A 20,893-nucleotide genomic window follows, 5' to 3' on the forward strand; every position below is an offset into this window, starting at 1 on the left:
CCGTCCCCGCGGCATCCGTCGAATCACGGACGCGCGGATCCGCGCGCTCGTGATCTGATGGGGGGATCGCACGACGGAAGGACCCCGTATGGATCTCACCCGCACACTGCCGCGACGCGTCGTCGTCACCGGCGCCTCCTCGGGTATCGGCCGTGCCGTCGCCGAGGGCGTGCTCGCCGCGGGCGGGCGCGCCCTCGCCATCGACCTGCGCGCCGACGCGGGCTGGACGGCGGACGGGCTCGTGCAGCGCGCGGGGGACGTCGCGGACGAGGCCAGGATCTCGGAGATCTTCGCCGAGGCGCCCGGACTGCTCGGCGGCGCGCCCGACGCCGTCGTGCACTGCGCCGGCGTCTACCGCTGGAAACCGCTCGCCGACACCACGGCCGACGAGTGGGACGCCTCGATGCGCATCAACGGCCGCGGGTCCTTCGTGGTCTCCCGCGAGGCCGCGCGGGCCATGGACGGCGGTGCGATCGTGCTGCTGAGCTCGGTCGCCTACGGCCGCGGCGACGAGACCGAGCCCGGCGCGGCCTACGCCGCGAGCAAGGGCGCGATCGTCAGCCTCGCCCGTCAGCTCGCGGTCGAGCTCGGCGGACGCGGCATCCGCGTGAACGCCGTCGCACCCGGCATGATCTCGACGCCGATGCTCACGCTCGACGCGACCCCGGGGGCCGTCGAAGCGCTGACCGCGCGGCTGCCGGCCCGCCGCCTCGGCACCGTCGACGACGTCGCCGCGGCGTGCCTCTTCCTCGCGAGCGGCGCCGCCGGCTACATCACCGGCGAGACCCTCCACGTCGACGGCGGCTACCTCGCGAGCTGACGCGCGGCGTTGGGTTCCGGCTCGTCCGCGTAGTCCTCGTCGGTCCAGTCCTGATCCTCGTCCATCCAGAAGCGGAAGCGCGCCCAGAGGCCGCTGATGAACGGCACGAGGCCGCGCGGCATGACGAGGATCACGACGAGCAGCACGATGCCCAGCGCGATGAACCGCACCTCGGGCACGTCCTGCAGCTGCATCTGCACGAAGGAGATCAGCAGCGTCCCGATGATCGGCCCCGTGACGGTGCCGAGACCGCCCACCACCATCATGGTGACGACGAGCGTCATGGGGCCGAGGCCCATGAGCGTGGGCGACGCGATCTCGAACACGTTCGCGTACACCGCCCCGGCCGCTCCGGCGAGGAAGCCCGAGATCGCGAAGACGAGCATCTGGTAGGTGCGCTGCCCGATGCCGCGCGCCGCGGCGAGCGCCGGGTTGTCGCGCATCGCGATCATGCCGTTGCCGAGCGGCGAGCGGATGAGCGCGAACAGGATGAGCGTCGTCAGCACGGCCATCCCGAGGCCGATCCAGTAGTTGGCGCTCAGCGCGTGCGGCCCGGAGAAGCCGAAGCCGCCGAAGCCGGACATGCCGTAGCTGCCGCCGGTCACGCCGCTCTGATCCGCGACGATGAGCAGGCGCACCACCTCGGCGAAGCCGAAGGTGAGCAGCGAGACGTAGATGCCGCGCAGCCTCAGGGCGGGGATCGACAGCAGCAGCGCGATGGCGGCGGAGACGAGACCGGCGAGCGGGATGGCGACCCAGGGCGGCAGGGGCAGGTAGGTCGCGAGCACGGCGGCCGCGTAGGCGCCGAGGGCGTAGAAGGCGAGCTGGCCGAAGTTCCACACGCCGCCGTAGCCGAGCACGAGGTTCCAGCTCTGCGCGAGCGTGATCGTGATCATCGCGAGCGCCGCGGTGCTCAGCCAGCTGCGGTCGGGTGCGATGAACGGGAAGACGATCGCGACGAGCAGCGCCGCCCCCGCGAGCGCGGGTCTCGGGCGCGGCCAGCCCATGCGGACCGCGTCCCAGCGGCTCCCGGTCGGCTGCGTGTGATCCGAAGTCATAGCCTTGCCTCCTGCGGCTTGCCCGCGATGCCGAACGGTCGCGCGATGAGCACGACCACGATCAGCGCGTAGAGCACCGGCATCGCGTACGTCGAGGTCCAGAAGATGGAGACCGCCGCCTGCACGAAACCGATGATGTACGCGGCGATGATGGTGCCCTTCGTGCTGCCGAGACCCGCGAAGATCGCGACGATGAGGGCCTGCAGCATGGGCAGATCGCCCATGTTCGGCGACACGAAGTACACCGGGGCGAGCAGCACGCCCGCGAGCCCCGCGAGACCGGCGGCGAGGCCCATGGTGAGCACGTACGCGCGTCGCGCGGGGATCCCCATGAGCCGCGCGGCGTCGAGGTTCTGCGCCACGGCGACGATGGCGAGGCCGTAGCGCGACTTCGCGAGGAACAGTCCCAGCGCCGAGAGCGCGGCGATCGCGATCGCCGCGGTGAGCACCTGGTGCCAGGTGATCGAGACCCCCGGGGTCAGCTCCAGGCGCCCCGGCACGAGCGTGGGGAAGTCCTTCTGGCGCGGCCCGTAGAACAGCTGCACGAGATTCTGCACGATCGAGGCGATGGCGAAGGTCGAGATGAACGCCGTCATCTCGAAGTCCACGCCCGCGCGGCCGATGAGCCGGCTGATGCCCACGCCGTAGCTCAGCATCCCGAGCAGCGCAGAGACGATCACTCCGATGACGAGCCCGAGCCAGGGGGAGAGGCCGAAGTTGGCGACGAAGGTCCACGCGGCCACGCCGCCGACCATCACCATCACGCCCTGCGCCATGTTCAGCACGCGGAGGGTGCCGTAGACGAGGTTCATGCCGATGGTGATGAGCGCGAGCATCGAACCCTGCACGAGGGTGCTCACGAGCGTCTGCAGGACGAGATTCATTCGGACACCCCCAGATAGGTCTCGCGGAGGGCCTGTTCGTCGAGCAGCTCGGAGCCCGCCGCCGACCGCACGACGGCGCCGTTCTCGACGAGGTGGATGCGGTCCGCGAGCGTCTGGGCCCGTGAGACGTTCTCCTCGACCAGCAGCACCGTCATCCCGGTGGCGACGATCCGCCGCAGCTGCGCGTACACCTCGTCGACGATCACCGGGGCGAGTCCGAGGCTCGGCTCGTCGACCATGATGAGCCTGCCGTCGCCCATCAGCGCGCGGCCGATGGCGAGCATGCGGCGCTCGCCGCCGGAGAGGGTGCGCGCCCGCTGCGATCTCCGCTCGAGGAGGCGCGGGAAGATGTCGTAGACCTCCTCCATGCGCCGCCTGGCGCTCCGCGACGCCCGCTTCGCGAAGGCGCCGAGGACGAGGTTCTCCTCCACGGTCATGTCGGGGAAGACGAGGTCCCCCTGCGGCATATGGATGAGTCCGCGCTCCACGAGCTTCTCGGCCTTCTCGCGGGTGATCTCGGCGCCGTCGAAGCGGATGCTCCCCGACGTCACCCGGATCAGTCCGCTGATCGCCCGCAGCAGCGTGGTCTTGCCGTGCCCGTTCGGGCCGACGAGCACGGAGCACTCGCCCTCCCCCACGTCGAGGGAGATCCCATGCACGACGGTGGTGGTGCCGTAGCCCGCGACCACCTCGGTGAGCTCAAGCATCCCGTCCCTCCTCTCTGGCGACCTTGATCGCGGCGGTCGATGCGGTCTCCTCGGCGGCGGAGCCGAGATAGACGCGCACGACCTCTGGATCGGTCATGACGGTGTGCGGATCCCCCTGGCGGAGGGTGCGCCCCTGGTCCATGATGAGCACGCGATCGGCGAGCGTCATGAGCGCCCGCATGACGTGCTCGATGAGCACGATCGTGATCCCCTGCTCGCGGTTGATGCGCTGCAGCAGTGCGAGCAGCGCGTCGATCTCGGCGTCGTTGAGCCCGCCGAAGGGCTCGTCGAGGAAGAGCATCTTCGGCGAGCTGGCGAGCGCGGAGGCGATCATGAGGCGCTTCTTGTCGAAGACCGGCAGCTCGCCCGAGCGCTCGTCGGCGCGGTCCGAGAGCCCCACGAGCGCGAGCGCCTCCGCCGAGCGGTCCCAGACCCCCGGATCCCGGGCGAGGCTCTTCCACCAGGGCTTCCCCGAGCCGAAGTGCGCGCCGACGACCACGTTGCCCATGACGGTTTCGCTGTCGAACACCGAGGGCTTCTGGAAGGTCCGCGTGATGCCGCGGTGGCAGATCGCGTGCACCGAGGACCTCGCGATCGAGACGCCCTCGAACGCGATCTCGCCGCTCGTGGCGCGCACCATGCCGGTGACGACGTCGAAGAGCGTGGTCTTGCCCGCGCCGTTCGGCCCGGCGATGCCGAAGATCTCGCCGCGCTGCACGCTGAAGCTGACGTCGTTGACGGCGATGAGCCCGCCGTAGCGCTTGGTCGCGCCCCGCACCTCGAGGAGCGCGTCGCCGTCCCCGGTCATCGCAGCCAGCCCGGCAGCTCGAACGCGCCGTTGATGTACGGCTCGGGGGAGATGAGCACCTGCTCCTGCTGCTGGATCTGGTAGGTCAGGTGCGGCATGCCCAGGCTCGGATCGTTCACGGCGTCCGGGTAGGGGATCGCGGTGAGGTCCTCCTCCGCGAAGCGGTACGTGCCCACGACCCCGCGGAAGGTGAGGCCCTTCATGGCCGCCGAGACCTTGTCGGAGTCGTAGGGGTCGCCGGCGCGCGAGGCGGCCTGGGCCCACATGCGCAGGATGTCGTACTGCGCCCCGGACTGGCTGAGGCCCGCCTCGGTGCCGAAGGCGTCGAGGTAGCGCTCGCGGAACCGGGTGCCGATGTCGTCGGGCAGCGTGCCGATCGTGGTCGACCAGATCACCCCGTCGGCGGCGTCGCCCGCGAGCTCGAGGTACTCGGGCACGCTCGGCCCGTACTGCTGGTAGAGCAGGGAGGGCGTGGGCGCGGTGGCGAACTGCTTCGCGAAGCTCGCGAGGTCGCCGGCGAGGTAGTCCGTGACGAAGATGAGCCCGGGGGGATCGTTGCGGATCTTCGAGAGCTGCGGTCCCCAATCGGCGTAGGGCACCGAGACCTCCTCGTACATGGTGATGTCCCAGCCCAGTTCCTTGAGCCCGTCCATCATCACCGTCGCGATGGAGATCGAGTAGGAGTCGTTGCTCGCGATCACCGCGGCGGTCTGCGACGACGGGGTCCAGGCCCCCGAATCGATCCAGTCCGTCATCAGCTGCAGGAAGCCGCTCGCGTACCAGGGCTCCGTGGGGCAGCACTGGAAGATGTTGGTGATGCCGTGCTCCGCGACGTAGTCGGAGTTGGCCTGCAGCGTGTTGGTGTGGAACAGGGGCACCCCGCCCTCGGCGTAGGTGGGGAACTCGACGGAGGTGGTCGTCGTGTATCCGCCGGAGGCCGCGGCGACCTTCTCGCGGGAGACGAGGCGCTCGGCGACCTGGATGAAGTTCTCCGGCGCCTGGTCGCCCACATCGCCCACGACGAGCTCGACCTCGCGGCCGAGCACGCCGCCGGCCGCGTTGATGTCCTCGATCGCCAGCTTCGCGCCGCGCTCCATCTCCTGCCCGTCGCCGGAGTACGGTCCCGTCACGGGCGCGACGAGGCCGAACTTGATGGTGCCGCCGCCTCCCGCGGTCGCGCTCGCGCCGCCGCGGGGCGCGGCGAAGTAGCCGCCGGCGCCGCCCGCGGCGATGCCGATCAGACCGGTGAGACCGGCCGTGCGCACGAGATCGCGCCGCGTGATCCGTTTCCTCTTGCCCCCGTGCGGGGGCTGCTGCTCGCTCATCTTGTCCACTCCTTCGTGCGAACGACCGTCGTCGCCGGCAGAACCCGGGCCGCGTCAGATTCATACGCTAGGTCACGGGTCGGGGCGGCGGCATGCGTCATTTGACGGATCCGCGACCGGTGCGGCGGCTCAGCCGAGCCAGTGGGGGGCGCGGAACGCGGCCGCGCTGCCGAAAGGCTCCGGACTGATGAGCACGTGCTCGCCGTCCTGGATCTGGTAGATCTGGTGCGCCTGGCTCAGCGCCGCGTCGGCGGTCGTGTCGGGGTAGAGCTGTGGCGACTGACCCGTGTCGCCGAAGTAGTACACGCCGTTCACGCCCCGGTAGGGCCAGCGGCGCAGGTGCGCGACGACCTCGGACACGTCGCCGGGGTCGACGGAGGACCAGGCGGAGGCGAGCATCCGCACCTGGTCGTAGAGCGCTCCGCCGATCGACCACCCGGGATCCTCGCGGTACTTCGCGCGGTACTGCCTGCGGAACCGGCTGCCGAACTCGTCGTCGTAGGTGCCCGTGGTCGTCGACCAGACGACGCCGTCCGCCGCCCGACCGAGGGCGTCGATGAATGCGGGATTCGAGGGCGCGTAGATGCCGTGGATGAGCGCGGGGACGGGTCGGTGCAGGAAAGCGCGCAGGAAGGCCGCGAGCTCCTGGTCGAGGTAGCTGGCGAAGAGCACCGCGGCGGGCCGCGTCCGCGCGAGATCCGTCACGATCGCCTCCCAGTCGGTCTCGCCCGGCGGGGTGAGGATCGGCTCCGCGACCTCCCATCCGCCCTCGGCCGCGAGCGCGCGCAGCGCGGGGGTGGCGAGCCGCATGCTCTGCGAGGGGAGTTCGAGCGAGACGATCCGGCGGTTCGGGGGCGTCCAGGAACCCGCCCGCTCCAGCTCGTCGAGCAGGCGGAGCATACCGGGCGCGTAGTGGTGCTCCGACGCGCACGTCTGGAAGATCGTGCCGTACTTCCACGGCTCGCGCTCGGCGCGCCGCACATCCGCCTCGAAGGTGGCGGTGTGCAGGAAGGGCTTGCCGTACGCGGCGATGCGATCGAGGGCCTCCGGCTGCTCGGCGCTCACGTAGCTCGTCACGATCGCGTCGACGTCGGCTTCGAAGAGCTCGTCGAGACCCGCGCTCACGCTCGCCCAGTCGAAGATGTCGACCTCCACCGGCACGGCCTCGATGCTGCGCCCGCCGGCGCCGCCGTGCTGGTTGAGCTCGTCGATCGCGAGCAGCGCGCCGCCGAGGACTTGCGCCCCGTCGGAGACCGAGGAGCCGGGGCTCACGATGCCGATCCTGATCGGCACCCGCGAGGAGATGTCGTCGCGGATCGGCCGGTACCCGGTGCCGAGCCGGCGCCGGTAGGCGAGTTCGAGCTCCGCGACGCCGAGCCCGCCGCTCTCGGGCGGGCCGCCGGGCAGCGGCAGGCGCAGCAGGCCGAGGTCGACCGCGAGCGCGGCGAGGCCGCCGCGCGAGCTCTGCGCGAGCTTCTCGAGCAGGCGCTCGAGCTGCGTCGACACCGTGCGGGCGGAGGTGCCGAGCCGTTCGGCGATGCCGCCGTTGGTGCGGCCGAGGGCGACGAGCGTGAGCACGTCGAGTTCGCGCACGGTGAGCCCACGGGGCATCTCGCTCGGGCGGAGGCGCACGAAGACCCGCGCCGTGCCCGGGGTGCGGTCGCCGAGCGCGTGCGCGAGGGTCAGCTGCACGTCGATCCACTGGGTCTCGTCCCGCCAGACGAAGCGCAGGGCGGGGCGCCGGATGAGGAGGAACGCCTTCGCGTAGCCCCACAGCTCCGGCGGCACCTGCTTCGGCAGCGACTCCGCGGGCGTGTCGGCGGCGATGGTGCGCTCAACGACTCCCTGCAGCACGAGCACCTCTCCATCCGATCGCCCGCCGAGCGGGTAGGGCGATCCTAACAAGCCGGGTGCGCCGGGGAGTCACCCGAACTGCACACCGCCGTTGACGGCGATGCGCTGCCCGGTCACGTAGCGGCTGTCGTCCGCGAGCAGCCAGGCGACCGTATCGGCGATGTCCTCGGGGGTGCCGTGGCGACCGAGGGGCACCTGGGCGCGCAGCTCCGCATAGCGCTGCTCGGCCGTGACGCCGCGCTCGCGGGCCTGGAACTCGACCTCCTCCGCGTGCATCGGCGTGAGGATGAACCCCGGCGCGACCGTGTTGCAGGTGATCCCGGCCGGTCCGAGCTCGACCGCCAGCACGCGGGTGAGCGTGTGGATCGCCCCTTTGCTGGCGCAGTAGGGAGCGCCGCCGACCACCGGCTCGTCCCCGAACAGCGACCCCATGTTCACGACGCGCCCGCGCCGGGAGCGTTCGAGATGCGGGATCGCGAGCTGGGTGAGCGCGACGACGGCGATCACGTTCACCTCGAGGGTGCGACGCAGCCCGTCGAGGTCGAGTCGCGCGACCTCTGCGGCCTCGCCGCCGCTGGCCGCGTTGTTGACGAGCGCGTCGATGCCGCCGAAGGCCGCCGCCGTCGCATCGACGAGCTCCTGCCGCACGGCGGGGTCGGCGAGGTCGCCCGCGACCGCGACGACCCTGCGGTCCGCGATCTCCGCGGCGAAGCGCTCGCGCAGTCGCGAGGAGACGTCGCACACGCCCAATCGGAAGCCGTCGGCGAGCAGCCGCGCGGCGCTCGCGAGGCCGATGCCGGATGCCGCGCCCGTGACGATCGCGACGGGTCCGTCGCCCGCGCGGGCCGACCCCGCGCGCGGTGCTGCTGTCGACATGTGTTCCCTCTCACCCGGTCGGACGCGTTCGCGTCCACTCTGGCGCGAATGCCGCGACCCGGCAATCCGGCGATTGACGTATGCGCGGCGGGCCCGGGGGTACGTCGAATGACCCATGCGCACCGTGCGCCGCCGTCAGCACAATGAGGAGGACCGGGGCGGCGTCCGTCGCCCCGACGGACGAGGGGAGTCGGCGATGACGACGCCGCGATGGACGATCAGCATCGATGCGGGAGGCACGTTCACCGATGCGGTCGCGCGCAGCAGCGGCGGAGCCATCCGGGAGGCCAAAGTCGCCTCCACACCGGAGGATCCGTCGCTGGGACTGCGCAACGCGGTCGCCGCGCTCGAGGGGCAGGGCGTGCAGCTCCCCGACGTGTCCCTCGTCTGCCACGGCACCACCGTCGCCACCAACGCGACGCTCACGGGGGCGCTCGGCCGGGCCGCGCTCGTCACGACGGCGGGATTCCGCGACGTGCTCGGATACCGGCAGCAGCATCGCCCCGACGTCTACAGCCTGACCCCGAGCCGCCCGGCGGAGCTCGTGCCGCGGGAGCTGCGCTTCGAGATCGAGGAGCGCCTCGATTCCGCGGGGCGCGTGCTCGCCCCGGTGGACCCCGCGAGCCTCGAATCCGTCATCGCGCGGCTGCGCGAGGCGGCCCCCGAGGCCATCGCGGTCTCGCTGCTGTTCAGCTACCTCGACGACGCCCACGAGCGCCAGGTCGGCGCCGCCCTCCGCGCCGCGTTCCCCGATACGCCGGTGACCCTCTCCTCCGAGGTGGCGCGCGAGTTCCGCGAGTACCCGCGCACGGCGACGACCGCCATCAACGCCGCACTGCGCCCCCTCGTCGAGGCGTACCTCGGCCGCGCGAGCGGGGCGCTCGCCGCGAGCGGCGTCGCCTCCCCGCTGCTGGTGATGCAGTCGAACGGCGGCAGCGCCCCCGCGTCGCGCGCGGGGGCCGACGCGCACCGGCTCGTGCTCTCCGGGCCGGCCGGCGGCGTCGCCGGGCTGCGGGCGCTCGCGGAGTCGCTCGACGAGCCGAACCTCATCAGCCTCGACATGGGAGGCACCTCGACCGACGTCTGCCTGCTGCGGGGCGGGGCGATCCCGTTCACGACCGTGCAGGAGATCCAGGACCACACCCTGCTCGCGCCGACGGTCGACATCCACACGATCGGCGCCGGCGGCGGCAGCATCGCCTGGATCGACCGGGCCGGGAGCCTCAAGGTCGGCCCGGCGTCGGCGAAGGCCGTGCCCGGGCCCGCCTGCTACGGGCGCGGCGGCGTCGAGCCCACGATCAGCGACGCCCACGTCGTCCTCGGCACGCTGGGGGCGGGCGAGCTCGCCGGCGGCCTCGTGATCGACCGCGATCTCGCCGCGGCCGCGGTCTCCCGCGTCGCCGGACCGCTCGGCATGACGGTCGAGGAGGGCGCGGAGGCGATCCTCGCGATCGGCCTCGCCCACATGGTCCGCGCCGTCCGCAAGGTGAGCGTCGAGCGCGGGCTCGACGCCAGGGAGTTCTCGCTCGTGCCCTTCGGAGGGGCGGGTCCGCTCCATGCCGGCCTGATCCTGCGGCACCTGGCGCTCAAGCAGGCCATCATCCCCGTGCGTCCCGGCCTCTTCGCCGCGGACGGTCTGCTCGTCGCCGGCCTGAAGCTCGACCGGTCGCAGACCCTGCTGTGCGAAGCGGGGCCCGAGCGCATCCCGGAGATCCGGGACTGGTTCGCGGCCAGCGCGCGCGAGGCCGCAGACCAGCTCGCCCGTGACGGGGTCGGCGCCGAGCGCGTCGAGTACGCGGCGACGGTGGACTGCCGGTACCGGGGCCAGGGCTTCGAGCTCAACGTGGCGCTCGACGGCTGGGGCGAGGCCGAGCTCGCGGACATCCCCGCGCGGTTCCACGCGGCGCATCACGAGCGCTACGGGCACAGCAACGCGGGCGAGCCGGTCGAGATCGTCACGGTGCGGCTCACGACGACGGGCGGGATCGAGCGCGCCGCCGAGCGCCGCGTCCCGGCGCCGGAGCGGCGACTGCCCGCGGACGCCGTCGTCGCCGAGCGCGAGGTGCTCCTCCCGGGCTGCGGCCGTGTCGTCGCGCCGATCGTCGACCGCGGGCTCCTGCCTGCGGGGGCCGCGTTCCACGGCCCCGCCATCATCCAGCAGATGGATGCCACGACGGTGATCCTTCCGGGCCAGCTGGTGCGCGTCACCAGCACGCTCGATCTCATCGTCACCGAGGACGCACGAGCAGAGGAGTCGCGATGAGCGCCACCGTGGACACCGTCACCTTCGAAGTCGCCTCCGCCGCCCTGCAATCGGCGGCCGAGGAGATGGGCAGCGTGCTGAAGCGATCGAGCTACAGCCCCATCATCCGCGACATGGACGACTTCTCCTGCGCGCTCTTCACCGCCGAGGGCGACCTCGCGGCGCAGGCCGACTACATCCCGGCGCAGCTCGGGGCCATGTCGCTCGTCGTCCAGTCGATCCTCCGCCGCTGGGACGGCAGGATCCGGGAGGGGGACGCCTACATCTGCAACCATCCGTACCAGGGCGCCATGCACCTCCCGGACGTCAACATCGTCACCCCGATCTTCGTGGGCGGCGCGCTCGTCGCCTGGGCCGGAACGGCCGCGCACCACATCGACGTCGGCGGCGTGAACCCGGGCAGCGAGGGGCCGGAGCTCGGCGAGCTGTACGGCGAGGGGGTCGTCATGCCGCCGATACGGCTGTCGATCGCCGGCGAGGAGAACGAGGATCTCGTGGCGCTGCTGACCGAGAACTTCCGCGATCCGCTCTCCACGCTGAGCGACCTCCGCGCGCAGCGCGCCGCGTGCCATCTCGGGGCCGAACGGGTCGCGGAGCTCGCCGAGCTGTACGGGACCGAGCCGCTGCTCGAGGTGATGCGACGCATGCTCACGAGCGTGGAGGCGACGATCGGCCGCCTGTTCGCGGAGCTGCCGGACGGCGTCGGCGAGGCGGAGGGGTCGCTCGACGACGACGGCCGCGGCGGCGATCCGACCCGCATCCACGCGCGCATCGAGAAGCGCGGGGACCGGCTGGCGATCGACCTCTCCGGCTGCGACCCGCAGACGGCGGGCGCGATGAATATCCCGTGGGCGAGCGCGCGAGCGGCGCTCGTGTACGCCGTCCGCGCCGTCGTGGCCTCGGAGATGCGGGCGAACGATGGAGTGCTGCGCGTGCTCGACATCACCGCACCCCAGGGCAGCGTCGTGAATCCGCTCCCGCCGGCCGCCGTGTCGATCAGGCACAACTCGTGCCAGCGGCTCGCGGACACGCTGATCCGGGCCATGCACGCGATCTGGCCGGATCGGGCGGTCGCCTCGAGCCAGGTCAGCTTCTTCAGCTTCAACATCGGCTCGACCCACCCGCGCACGGGCGCCGCGTCCGTGATGGCGGATGTCGTGGGCGGCGGCACGGGCGCGACGCCGCACGGCGACGGACTCGACGGCGTGGACACCTACATGGCCAACGTGGGGGTCATGCCGACGGAGGTGGTGGAGACGAACTACAACGTGCGGATCCGGCGGACCGAGTTCCGGCCGGGGTCGCAGGGGCTCGGCCGGTTCCACGGCGGGCTCGGCCTCGTGCGCGAGTACGAGATCCTCGAACATCCGCAGCACGCGACCTTCTACGCGGAGCAGACCGACGCCCGATTCGCCCCGGCGGGCGCCGCGGGCGGCACCGGGGCGCTGCCGACGGTCATCACGGTCATCGGGCCGGACGGTGCCGTGATCGATCGCCCCACGAAGACCTCTCGGGTGCTCGCGCCCGGCACGATCGTGCGGGTGGAGAGCGCGGGCGGCGGGGGCTACGGCGATGCCGCCGAACGCCCGGAGGAGCTGCGCGAGCGGGATGCGCGCGAAGGACGGCTCGGCGCCGTCAACGCAGAGGAGGAGACGAGATGACGCAGTGGCCAGGGGGGCATCGCTACGGAGCGACCCTCAGCTTCGACTTCGACGCCGAGGAGGTCTGGATCGGCGAGAACCCCGCCAACGCCGCGGCGCCCGGAGTGCTCTCGCAGGGCGCCTACGGACCGAAGGTGGGGCTGCCGCTGATCCTCCGTCTGCTCGCGCGGCGCGGGATCGCCGCGAGCTTCTACATCTGCGGCAAGGACGCGCTGCGGCACCCCGATGCGGTGCGCGCGATCATCGACGCCGGTCACGAGGTCGCGCATCACGGGCACTCGCACACCTCGCCGACCGCGCTCACCGCGCAGCAGGAGCGGGACGAGCTCGAGGCCGGCCTCGAGGCGCTCCGAGCCCTCGGCGCCGAGGTGGTCGGCTACCGTTCGCCGTCGTGGGAGTTCAGCGCGCGGACGCTCGACCTGCTCGTCGAGGCCGGATTCGCGTACAGCTCGAACCTGCTCGACGATCTCGTGCCGTACCGGCACCCCGCGCACGACATCATGGAGGTGCCGATCTCCTGGATCCTCGACGACGCCCCGCACTTCTGGTTCGCGAACGACACCTGGGAGAAGACCATCCGCTCGCCGGGGGAGGTGCTGGACGTCTGGCTGCCCGAGATCGACGGCATCGCCGGGCTCGGCGGCCATGTGATGGTCACGACGCATCCCATGCTGTCCGGCCGGCCCTCCCGGCTCCAGATGCTCGACACGGTCATCGGCCACCTGCAGGACACCGGGGCGTGGATCGCCACGACCCGCGAGGTCGCCGCCCACGCCCGCGCGAACGGTCCGCTCGCGCTCGACCTGGACGCGTGGACCGGCCCCGCGGGCGGCGCGGGGCCGGAGGCCCGCGGATGAGCGCGCCGTCGCCGGCCGGGTACCCGAGGATCCGCGTCAGCGGCCCGCCCGCCGAGCGCTCACGGCAGTACGGGGAGCTCGCGCGCGAGCGGATCGCGGTCATCCGGGCGGGGTACGAGCGGGCGTTCGCGGCGAAGGGGATCGCCTGGGCGGAGGCGGTGCGGATCGCCCGACGACATCTCCCCGCCATCGAGCGGTACACGCCGGAGCTGCTCGCGGAGCTCCGCGGGATCGCCGAGGGGAGCGGTCTCGGCTTCGACGAGATCCTGACGATCAACTGCCGCACCGAGGTGCTCAACGGCGCGTCGCGGGCGACCGGGGCGGCGATCCGCGCGGAGTTCGGCGAGTGCACCGCCTTCGCCGTCGAGGCCGATCGCCGGGCGGACGGCGGCGCCGTGGTCGGGCAGAACTGGGATTGGCTCGAGGCGCTGGAGGGCGGCGTCATCGTCCTCGAGGTCGAGCGCCCGGACGGGCCTGACTACGTGACGCTCGTCGAGGCCGGGCTGCTGGGGAAGATGGTGCTGACGGAGGCGGGGCTCGCGCTCGGGATGAATACCCTCGTCAGCTCCCTCGACGGCGTGACCCCTGGCGTGCCCTACCACCTGCAGATCCGCTCGGTGGCCGATGCGCCGCACGCCGCGGGCGCGCTCGAGATCCTCGCCGGGATGCCTCGCGCCGCTTCCGGCAATTTCGTGCTCGCCGATGCGAGCGGTGCGGTGCTGAACGTCGAGTCCGCCCCCGGCGGCCCGGAGGCCCTCACCGTGACCGGATCCGCGGATGGGACGCTCGCGCACGCGAACCACTTCGTCGGGCCCGTCGCCGGAGGCCACGATCTCGCGCCGCTCGCGATGGCCGACAGCTACGCGCGGCTCGGCCGGATGCGGAGGCGCCTCGCGGCCGTGCCCGGGGAGTTCGGGCGTGAGGAGCTGCGGGCGCCCCTGCGGGACCACGTGGGCTTTCCGAACGCGGTCTGCTGCCACCCGGACCCGGCGGCCGAGGCCCCGGCGCGCTGGAAGACCCTGGCCTCGGTGCTCCTCTTCCCCGGCGCGCGGCGCATCGAGTACACGGCCGGGCCGCCCTGCGCGGGCGATTGGATCGAGCTCGACTGCGCCGAACTGCTCGCCTGATCCGGATCGCGAGAGGGAAAAAGATCACGAAACGGTAACGGGATTCGCTAGGCTGGGGGCACCGCGCGGGGCAGCGCGGGGCGAGGAGGCCGGGCATGGGCAGCCGGGAGGCGTTCGGGGCGAGGTACGCGACGCGCCGGATCCTGCTGCTGTCCTGGGTGCTGGTGAGCGCTCTGCTCGCCCTCCTCGGCATGAACCCCGACGTCGCGCACGCGAGCACGCTGCAGCGGCACGGCGCCCTCGTGCAGGACGACGCGCGCCGGGCCGAGCACGGCGCGCTGCAGCGGGACGGCATCGGGATCATCTCTCACCGCGGCGCCGCAGCGATCGCCCCCGAGAACACGCTCGCGGCGATGCGCATCGCTTTCGAGCAGGGCGTCGACTTCGTGGAGACGGACGTGCAGCTCACCGCCGACGGCGTGCCCGTGCTCATGCACGACGAGACGGTCGATCGGACGACCAGCGGCGGCGGAGCCGTGGCGCGCTGGACGCTCGCCGAACTGCGGACCCTCGACGCCGGCGGCTGGTTCTCCGCCGACTTCGCGGGCGAGCGGGTGCCCACCTTCGAGGAGTTCGTCGACGAGCTCGCGCCGACGACCTCGCGCGCGCTCGTCGAGCTCAAGGGGCCCTGGGACGCCGAGCAGGTCGAGCAGGTCGTCGAACTGCTCAGGGAGCGCCACCTCGTCAATCGGGTCGCGCTGCAGTCCTTCGAGGTGCCCACCCTCGAGATCCTCGGCGAGGTGGCCCCCGAGTGCGCGCGCGTCATGCTTACGCGGGAGTGGGACCGGCGCACGGCCGAGCTCGCCGTCCTCCTCCAGGTGTCGGCCGTCGGGGCGAGGGCGAAGCTCTTCGACGCGCGCCCCGAGCTCATCGCCGAGGTGCAGGCGCTCGGCATCGGCACCCTCGTCTACACCCTCAACAGCTCGCCCCAGTGGATGCAGGCCGCCGAGCGCGGGATCGACCTCGTCATCACGGACGATCCGATCGCGTTCGCGGCCTGGCGGGAGGGGCAGTAGGGGGGGCGGCACGCAACGCCTGGACGGGGAGCGCCGAAGGTTCGGCCCGTCCAGGCGCTACGCGGGTCTGTCGACGACTCACGCCGAGGTGCGTGCACCGCTCGGAGAGGACGACGCCAGTGCAGCGCCCAGCGTTTCCGTCGTCTCCTCGCGGGGCTCCGTTTCGCGCAATCGGGAGCGGTACCGAATGGCGAAGAACACCAGCACCCCGCCGGTCAGCGCCAAGGGAACGATCGCGGTCCCGTACAGCGCGTTCGGTGAGACGTTCGCGGCGAGCAGCGCGCCGATGAGGCTCGGGGCGACGAGTCCGCCGAGTCGACCCATCGCGGAGTACCAGCCGAGGCCCGTCGAACGGATGGTCGCGGGGTAGATCTGCGTGGCCAGCACCTGGCTGCAGGAGTTCGCACCGATGGCGCCCGCCCCGAGAGCGGCTCCCAGGATCGCGAACACGAGTGCACCGGAATCGGCTGGCACGACCATGAGAACAAGGAACCCGACAATGGCGAGGAGCGTTCCGAGCGATCCTGCTGCGACGCCCAGCGAGGTGCGATCCATCAGAAGCCCCAGTGCGACTCCGCCCACCATGCCACCGAAGGTGGCGAGTGAGACGCTGAGCAACGATGCCGGCTCGGGGACGCCGTCGATGATGAGGATCGTCGCCAGGAAGCTGAAGATGAAGTACGAGTTGAACAGGCCGAGGAACGAGAGCACCCAGATGAGCACGGTCTGCGGGAGCCGCCCGTTCTTGAAGAGCAGGACGACGCGCGCGCCCTGCGCGCGTTCCGCGGGCGCGAACACGGCGTCGTCCCCGAGGCGATCCAGCGACTCGGGAGCGATGCGTCGCAGGGTCCGCCTGACCGCTTCCTGCCGATTCTGATCCGCAAGGTAGGCGACCGATTCGGGCAACGCCCACCACGTCGCAGCGAGGAGGACGAGCGGCAGGACCCCGCCCAGCGCGAGGAACGCCGCACCACCGTAATTCGGGATGAATTCGGACGCGACGAGCCCGATGAGGAAGCCGCCCGCGGAGATCGACATCGACAGGATCGAGATCACTCGCCCCTTCGTCCGGTTCGGGGAGAAATCGCTGGCGAGGGTGAAGACGCTCGGCACCGCCGCCCCGATTCCGAAACCCGCGAAGAATCGGCAGACGGCGAGTGCCTCGACGGAGCCGACGAACGCGGAGACGACGGCAGCAGTGCCGAAGATCAGGATGCCGACGCGGATCATGGTGCGGCGGCCGAACTTGTCGCCGAGCGGGGCGAGGACGAAGTTGCCGATGATCTCGCCGATGAGCGCGGTGATGAAGATGAAAGCGAAGGCCGCGGGCGGGACGTCGTAGAGTTCGGAGAGCGCGGGGATGACGTAGCCGAGCGAGAGGGCATTGATGCCCTCGGCCAACCCGAGGCCGAGGCAGAGCGCGACGACGCGCTTCTGGTACGTGGACAGTGCGGCTTCGTCGATGAAGCTCGCAACGGTGAGCGATGGAGACATGGTGAACCTCATTGTTCGATGCGTCTGGGGATCGGGGGACGGCGCGCGGGGCGCAGAATGCGGAATGCGAAGGCACGGCGAGGCCCGTCCCCGGCACGCTCGACGCGGTGCCGGGGCGGGCCTGCGGCGCAGGCGGGACGTCGATCGAGAGCCGGACTATCCGCCGGCGACGCCCCAGACGACGCTCTTGGTCTCGAGGTACTCGTCGAGACCGGCTTCGCCGTATTCGCGGCCGAGGCCGCTGCTCTTGTAGCCGCCGTAGGGCAGGAGCGTGTTCGGGAAGGCGCCGCCGCCGCCGTTCAACGACACGGTGCCGGCCCGGAGTCGCTTGGCGATTCCGTACGCGCGCACCGGGTCGGCGGAGCGCACCGCCGCCCAGAGCCCGAACTCGCTGTCGTTGGCGATCCGCACGGCCTCCTCGTCCGTGTCGAAGGGGATCACGACGTTCACCGGGCCGAAGAACTCCTTTTGCGCGATCGACATGCTGTTGTGGACATCGGTGAAGAGGGTCGGTTCGACGAAGAATCCGCGATCCTGCCCGCCATCGGTGCCGCCGTAGGCGATCTTGGCGCCTTCGCGTACACCGTCCGCGATCATGCCGAGCACCTTGTCGCGCTGGGCAGCGGAGATCAGCGGGCCCATGGCAGTGGCGGGATCCGCGGGATCGCCGAGCGTCATCTGCGCGAAGCCGGCGCGTACCGCCTCCGTCAGCTCGTCCGCTCGGGAGCGGTGCACCACGGCGCGGGTGAGGAGGGAGCAGCCCTGCCCCGCGTGCAGCGTCGTGTTCAAGATGATGTCCTGCGCCGCGGCGTCGATGTCCGCATCCTCGGTGACGATGAGCGGGGACTTCCCGCCGAGCTCCAGCACGACCTTCTTCAGCGACGTCGCCGCCTGGGCGTAGATGAGCTTGCCGACGTTGTCGGAGCCGGTGAAGCTGACGAGATCGACCATCGGATTCGTCGACATCTCGTAGCTCACCTCGCGGTCGCCGGTGATGACGTTGAGCACGCCGGCGGGGAGCCCGGCCTCCTCTGCGATCTCGCCGAGGACGATCGCCTCGATCGGGGTCGTGGAGGCGGGCTTGAGCACACTCGTGCACCCGGAGGCGAGCGCGGGTGCCAGCTTGACGATGTTCAGCAGCAGCGGGAAGTTGTACGCCGAGATCAACGCGGCCACGCCGAAGGGCTCCCGGAGGATGTTGCCCTGGCCGATGCCGGCACCCACGTGCGCCGGGCTCGGCCGCTCCCAGTCGAAGCGGACCATGACCCGGTCGACCATGTCGCGGAAGTGCGCGATGGCGGCGTCGATCTGGATCGCGGCCGCAATGGGTCGGGTCGCACCGCCGGAGGTCACGTTGATGTCGACGAGCTCGTCGCGACGGCGCTCCAGGATCGCGAGCATCCGATGCATCACGCTGCGGCGCTCCTCCACGCTCATGCGTGGCCAGGGGCCGTGATCGAAGGCCTCGCGTGCGGAGCGAATGGCGGCGACGGTGTCGTCTGCCGTGGCGACCGTGACGCGTGCCACGACCTCCTCCGTCGCGGGGTTCAGCACGTCGGAGTACCGCCCGGAGGCGCCGTCGGTCCAGCGGCCGTCGATGAAGATGCCGTAGCTACGGACGTCGGTGTCCACATTGGGGGTCATGATCATTCCTTTCTGAGTGCAGCGGTCACAGCGTGAAGTCGATGACGCCGCGGATGTTCCGTCCGGCGTGCATGTCGGCGTAGGCCTCGTTGATCCGCTCGAGGGGGTAGCGCTGGGTCACGAGCTCATCGAGCTTGAGGATCCCGTCGTCGTAGAGATCGAGCAGCTTCGGGATCTGGCGGCGCGGCGATTCGACGCCGTAGAGCACGCCCTGGATGCGCTTCTGGTACATCGAGATCTCGAAGAGATTCACGGGAATGTTGAACTCGTCGAGCGCCCCCTGGGAGGTGACGACCACGGTGCCGGCCTTCCGGATGGCGGAGAACGCCTCGGCGATGCGGTCGCCGTGGACGATCCCGACCGTCACGATCGCGGAGTCCGCGCCCTGGCCGTTCGTGATGCTCCGCGCGAACTCAGTAGCCTCCTCGATGGTGGCGAACGCCTCGGTGGCGCCGACGGAGAGCGCGACCTCGCGCTTGAACGCGACCGGATCGACGGCGATCACGTGCCCGGCGCCGGCGACCGCGGCGCCCTGCACCGCGTTGATCCCGACGCCGCCGGTGCCCATCACGATGACGACGTCGCCGGGGCGGACCTCGGCGCCGTGCACGGCGGATCCGAATCCCGTCGGCACGCCGCAGGCGACGAGGCAGGCGACGTTCAGCGGAACGTCGTCGCGCACCTTGACGACGGAGAGCTGGTCGAAGACCTGCCAGTTCGCGAAGGTGCCGAGCATCGAAGCGGTGGCGACATCGCGGCCGTCGGCGCGCATGCGGAAGGTGCCGTCGAGCTGGTTGCCCTGCAGGATGAGCGCGCCGTTGTCGCAGAGGTTCTGGTACCCGGTCGCGCACCAGCGGCAGTGGCCGCAGGCGGGGATGAACGAGGTGACGATGTGATCGCCGACCTCGAGGCCGATGACGCCCGGGCCGACCTCGCGGATGATGCCGGCGCCCTCGTGGCCGCCGCAGAACGGCAGGTGGCCGACAGGCACGTCGCCCACCGAGATGTGGTCGTCGGAGTGGCAGAGCCCGCTGGCGACCATCTCGACGAGGACCTCCCCGGACTTCGGCGGGTCGAGCGTGACGTCGGTGATCTTCCACTCGCCAGGCTGTTCGTAGATCAGGGCAGCACGTGCGTCCAAGATGTGACTCCTCGTTGAATCCCGTCGATGTCCCGCCGGGGCGGTGCTGCCCGGGCTGGGAGGACATCGGCTGTGCATCATCCTGTGCGGCCGCGGAGTGTGCGTCAAGCGCAACATGCGTTGCGAATCTATGCAGATTGTGAATCATTGGCACTCCGTGCCGAAATTGAGGGGTCCGGGTGCGCGGGTGGCCGAGGGGGGATGGCGAGCAAAGATTCACTTGCCGCATCGAATTGCGAGAAACATTGCATTGGCGTCATGGAAGAGGGATGCATAGCTTGGACAGTGGCACGGCGCTGACTGCCCTGCGAACTCGAGGAATGGAGTTGCCGATGGCGATGACTCAGAAGAAGACCACGCGGTTGAAGGCGCTCTTCAAGCGGCCCGAGACGGTGATCATGCCCTTCGGCGTGATGCCGATCCACGCGCAGATGGCCGAGGCGGCCGGCTTCGAGGCGTTCGAGGTCTCGGGCGGGATCAGCGCGTTCTGGTACGGCGTCCCCGATGTCGGCATCCTCACCATGACGGAGTTCGTCGACCACTGCCGTCGTGTGGCTCGATCCGTCGATATCCCGGTGTTCTGCGATGCGGATACGGGGTTCGGCCCCGGCCCCGCGAGCGTGCGGCGCACCGTCCACGAGTTCATCGACGCCGGCGTCGCCGGCATCCACATCGAGGATCAGGCCGATCCGAAGAAGGCCGGCGGGCAGACCGGGATCGCGCTCGTCTCCGATGAGGAGGCCATCGGCCGCTTGAACGCCGCGTGCGATGCGCGCGACGAGCTCGATGAGGACTTCGTGATCGTCGCCCGCACGGACGGCTACGGCGCCGGCGGCGGCAGCCTGGAGGAGGCGATCCGGCGCGGCAAGCTCTACGCCGAGGAGACGGACGCCGACGTCATCTTCTACGAGGGCCTGCACACCTGGGAGCAGATCCGCACCGCGCTCGCCGAGACGCCGAAGCCGGCGTACGTCATCCCGTCGTTCACGCTCACCTCGCGCCCGTCGATGGAGGAGCTCAGCGCGATGGGGCAGTCGATCGACGTCACCCCTTTCATCTACCCGGCCGTCGGCGAGACCTGGCGCATGCTGCTGCAAGTACGCGAGGCGAACAGTTCGAAGCCGCTCAACGACTACATGACGGCCGAGCTCGAGCGCCGCGGCACCGAGCTCTACGGCGGCGTCGGCGACAACTGGGTGAAGCCGAGCTACCAGCAGGTGCGCGAGATGGAGGAGAAATACCTCCCCGCCTCGATGCAGCGCGACTACGTCAACAACCCGAATGTGAACGACTGACCTGCCATGACTGACGCAACGGTGGCATCGGACCGGATTCCGGGAGGCCCGGCGCCGGCGCCG

The 20,893-nt window shown here is 71.0% G+C and carries 17 protein-coding genes; 7 read left to right on the plus strand and 10 right to left on the minus strand.

The genetic code is table 11. The features are described 5' to 3' along the window. The first annotated feature begins 88 nt into the window (after nt 1–88). Nucleotides 89–820, plus strand: coding sequence for an SDR family NAD(P)-dependent oxidoreductase (locus MUN78_RS01280; RefSeq protein ID WP_244728260.1), 732 nt, complete (start codon nt 89–91; stop codon nt 818–820). Here MUN78_RS01280 and MUN78_RS01285 read toward each other — a convergent pair. From MUN78_RS01285 to MUN78_RS01315, 7 genes are all read right to left on the minus strand, one after another. Continuing rightward, the gene (locus MUN78_RS01285) at nt 805–1,878 is read right to left on the minus strand and encodes a branched-chain amino acid ABC transporter permease (protein ID WP_244728262.1); all 1,074 of its coding nucleotides are present in this window, start codon (nt 1,876–1,878) and stop codon (nt 805–807) included. The two genes, MUN78_RS01280 and MUN78_RS01285, sit on opposite strands and share 16 nt — an antisense overlap. Continuing rightward, the gene (locus MUN78_RS01290) at nt 1,875–2,762 is read right to left on the minus strand and encodes a branched-chain amino acid ABC transporter permease (RefSeq protein WP_244692560.1); all 888 of its coding nucleotides are present in this window, start codon (nt 2,760–2,762) and stop codon (nt 1,875–1,877) included. Before MUN78_RS01290 ends, MUN78_RS01285 begins: the two co-directional genes overlap by 4 nt. Beyond that, complete coding sequence (locus MUN78_RS01295) at nt 2,759–3,469, minus strand: ABC transporter ATP-binding protein (RefSeq protein ID WP_244728264.1); 711 nt, start codon at nt 3,467–3,469, stop codon at nt 2,759–2,761. The genes MUN78_RS01290 and MUN78_RS01295 overlap by 4 nt, the downstream gene beginning before the upstream one ends. After that, entirely contained in the window at nt 3,462–4,277 is an 816-nt protein-coding gene (locus MUN78_RS01300) for an ABC transporter ATP-binding protein (protein ID WP_244692562.1), read from the minus strand. The genes MUN78_RS01295 and MUN78_RS01300 overlap by 8 nt, the downstream gene beginning before the upstream one ends. Then, nucleotides 4,274–5,602, minus strand: a complete 1,329-nt coding sequence (locus MUN78_RS01305; protein WP_244728266.1) for an ABC transporter substrate-binding protein — start codon at nt 5,600–5,602, stop codon at nt 4,274–4,276. Before MUN78_RS01305 ends, MUN78_RS01300 begins: the two co-directional genes overlap by 4 nt. A gap of 129 nt (nt 5,603–5,731) precedes the next feature. After that, nucleotides 5,732–7,456 (minus strand): ABC transporter substrate-binding protein, encoded by a 1,725-nt coding sequence (locus tag MUN78_RS01310; protein ID WP_244728268.1) that lies wholly within the window; start codon nt 7,454–7,456, stop codon nt 5,732–5,734. A gap of 69 nt (nt 7,457–7,525) precedes the next feature. Beyond that, on the minus strand, nt 7,526–8,332 hold the full coding sequence (locus MUN78_RS01315) for an SDR family NAD(P)-dependent oxidoreductase (RefSeq protein ID WP_244728270.1): 807 nt from the start codon (nt 8,330–8,332) through the stop codon (nt 7,526–7,528). A 196-nt stretch (nt 8,333–8,528) separates the two neighbouring features. Here MUN78_RS01315 and MUN78_RS01320 point away from each other — a divergent pair, with 196 nt between their 5' ends. The 5 genes from MUN78_RS01320 (at nt 8,529) to MUN78_RS01340 (ending at nt 15,256) form a co-directional block, all read left to right on the plus strand. Further along, entirely contained in the window at nt 8,529–10,595 is a 2,067-nt protein-coding gene (locus MUN78_RS01320) for a hydantoinase/oxoprolinase family protein (RefSeq protein WP_244728271.1), read from the plus strand. Next, nucleotides 10,592–12,256 carry a hydantoinase B/oxoprolinase family protein gene (locus tag MUN78_RS01325; protein WP_244728273.1) on the plus strand — a complete coding sequence of 555 codons (1,665 nt, stop codon included), beginning with the start codon at nt 10,592–10,594 and terminating at the stop codon, nt 12,254–12,256. Before MUN78_RS01320 ends, MUN78_RS01325 begins: the two co-directional genes overlap by 4 nt. Beyond that, nucleotides 12,253–13,113 (plus strand): polysaccharide deacetylase family protein, encoded by an 861-nt coding sequence (locus tag MUN78_RS01330; RefSeq protein ID WP_244728274.1) that lies wholly within the window; start codon nt 12,253–12,255, stop codon nt 13,111–13,113. Before MUN78_RS01325 ends, MUN78_RS01330 begins: the two co-directional genes overlap by 4 nt. Next, entirely contained in the window at nt 13,110–14,240 is a 1,131-nt protein-coding gene (locus tag MUN78_RS01335; RefSeq protein ID WP_244728275.1) for a C45 family autoproteolytic acyltransferase/hydrolase, read from the plus strand. Before MUN78_RS01330 ends, MUN78_RS01335 begins: the two co-directional genes overlap by 4 nt. A gap of 95 nt (nt 14,241–14,335) precedes the next feature. Then, nucleotides 14,336–15,256 (plus strand): glycerophosphodiester phosphodiesterase, encoded by a 921-nt coding sequence (locus tag MUN78_RS01340; RefSeq protein ID WP_244692570.1) that lies wholly within the window; start codon nt 14,336–14,338, stop codon nt 15,254–15,256. A gap of 78 nt (nt 15,257–15,334) precedes the next feature. Here MUN78_RS01340 and MUN78_RS01345 read toward each other — a convergent pair whose 3' ends face one another. The 3 genes from MUN78_RS01345 to MUN78_RS01355 form a co-directional block, all read right to left on the minus strand. Continuing rightward, nucleotides 15,335–16,750: an MFS transporter gene (locus MUN78_RS01345; protein WP_244728276.1), complete on the minus strand. Its 1,416-nt coding sequence runs from the start codon at nt 16,748–16,750 to the stop codon at nt 15,335–15,337. 156 nt (nt 16,751–16,906) lie between these two features. Beyond that, nucleotides 16,907–18,394, minus strand: a complete 1,488-nt coding sequence (locus MUN78_RS01350) for an aldehyde dehydrogenase family protein (RefSeq protein WP_244728277.1) — start codon at nt 18,392–18,394, stop codon at nt 16,907–16,909. Nucleotides 18,395–18,419: 25 nt separating this feature from the next. Beyond that, nucleotides 18,420–19,535, minus strand: a complete 1,116-nt coding sequence (locus MUN78_RS01355) for an NDMA-dependent alcohol dehydrogenase (protein WP_244728278.1) — start codon at nt 19,533–19,535, stop codon at nt 18,420–18,422. A 332-nt stretch (nt 19,536–19,867) separates the two neighbouring features. On the opposite strand from MUN78_RS01355, the gene MUN78_RS01360 reads away from it, so the two are divergent. Beyond that, nucleotides 19,868–20,830 carry an isocitrate lyase/PEP mutase family protein gene (locus MUN78_RS01360; RefSeq protein ID WP_244728279.1) on the plus strand — a complete coding sequence of 321 codons (963 nt, stop codon included), beginning with the start codon at nt 19,868–19,870 and terminating at the stop codon, nt 20,828–20,830. Nucleotides 20,831–20,893 lie beyond the last annotated feature (63 nt).

Origin of the sequence: Leucobacter allii (assembly GCF_022919155.1) — a bacterium.
Taxonomy (GTDB): Bacteria; Actinomycetota; Actinomycetes; order Actinomycetales; family Microbacteriaceae; genus Leucobacter; species Leucobacter allii.

Excerpts from the sequence above, each read along its gene's own strand:
- MUN78_RS01315 (WP_244728270.1), bottom strand. The coding sequence starts at position 8,332 with ATGTCGACAGCAGCACCGCGCGCGGGGTCGGCCCGCGCGGGCGACGGA.
- MUN78_RS01305 (WP_244728266.1), bottom strand. The coding sequence starts at position 5,602 with ATGAGCGAGCAGCAGCCCCCGCACGGGGGCAAGAGGAAACGGATCACG.
- MUN78_RS01345 (WP_244728276.1), bottom strand. The coding sequence starts at position 16,750 with ATGTCTCCATCGCTCACCGTTGCGAGCTTCATCGACGAAGCCGCACTG.
- MUN78_RS01325 (WP_244728273.1), top strand. The coding sequence starts at position 10,592 with ATGAGCGCCACCGTGGACACCGTCACCTTCGAAGTCGCCTCCGCCGCC.
- MUN78_RS01295 (WP_244728264.1), bottom strand. The coding sequence starts at position 3,469 with ATGCTTGAGCTCACCGAGGTGGTCGCGGGCTACGGCACCACCACCGTC.
- MUN78_RS01290 (WP_244692560.1), bottom strand. The coding sequence starts at position 2,762 with ATGAATCTCGTCCTGCAGACGCTCGTGAGCACCCTCGTGCAGGGTTCG.
- MUN78_RS01360 (WP_244728279.1), top strand. The coding sequence starts at position 19,868 with ATGGCGATGACTCAGAAGAAGACCACGCGGTTGAAGGCGCTCTTCAAG.
- MUN78_RS01280 (WP_244728260.1), top strand. The coding sequence starts at position 89 with ATGGATCTCACCCGCACACTGCCGCGACGCGTCGTCGTCACCGGCGCC.
- MUN78_RS01300 (WP_244692562.1), bottom strand. The coding sequence starts at position 4,277 with ATGACCGGGGACGGCGACGCGCTCCTCGAGGTGCGGGGCGCGACCAAG.
- MUN78_RS01330 (WP_244728274.1), top strand. The coding sequence starts at position 12,253 with ATGACGCAGTGGCCAGGGGGGCATCGCTACGGAGCGACCCTCAGCTTC.
- MUN78_RS01350 (WP_244728277.1), bottom strand. The coding sequence starts at position 18,394 with ATGACCCCCAATGTGGACACCGACGTCCGTAGCTACGGCATCTTCATC.
- MUN78_RS01335 (WP_244728275.1), top strand. The coding sequence starts at position 13,110 with ATGAGCGCGCCGTCGCCGGCCGGGTACCCGAGGATCCGCGTCAGCGGC.
- MUN78_RS01320 (WP_244728271.1), top strand. The coding sequence starts at position 8,529 with ATGACGACGCCGCGATGGACGATCAGCATCGATGCGGGAGGCACGTTC.
- MUN78_RS01285 (WP_244728262.1), bottom strand. The coding sequence starts at position 1,878 with ATGACTTCGGATCACACGCAGCCGACCGGGAGCCGCTGGGACGCGGTC.
- MUN78_RS01340 (WP_244692570.1), top strand. The coding sequence starts at position 14,336 with ATGGGCAGCCGGGAGGCGTTCGGGGCGAGGTACGCGACGCGCCGGATC.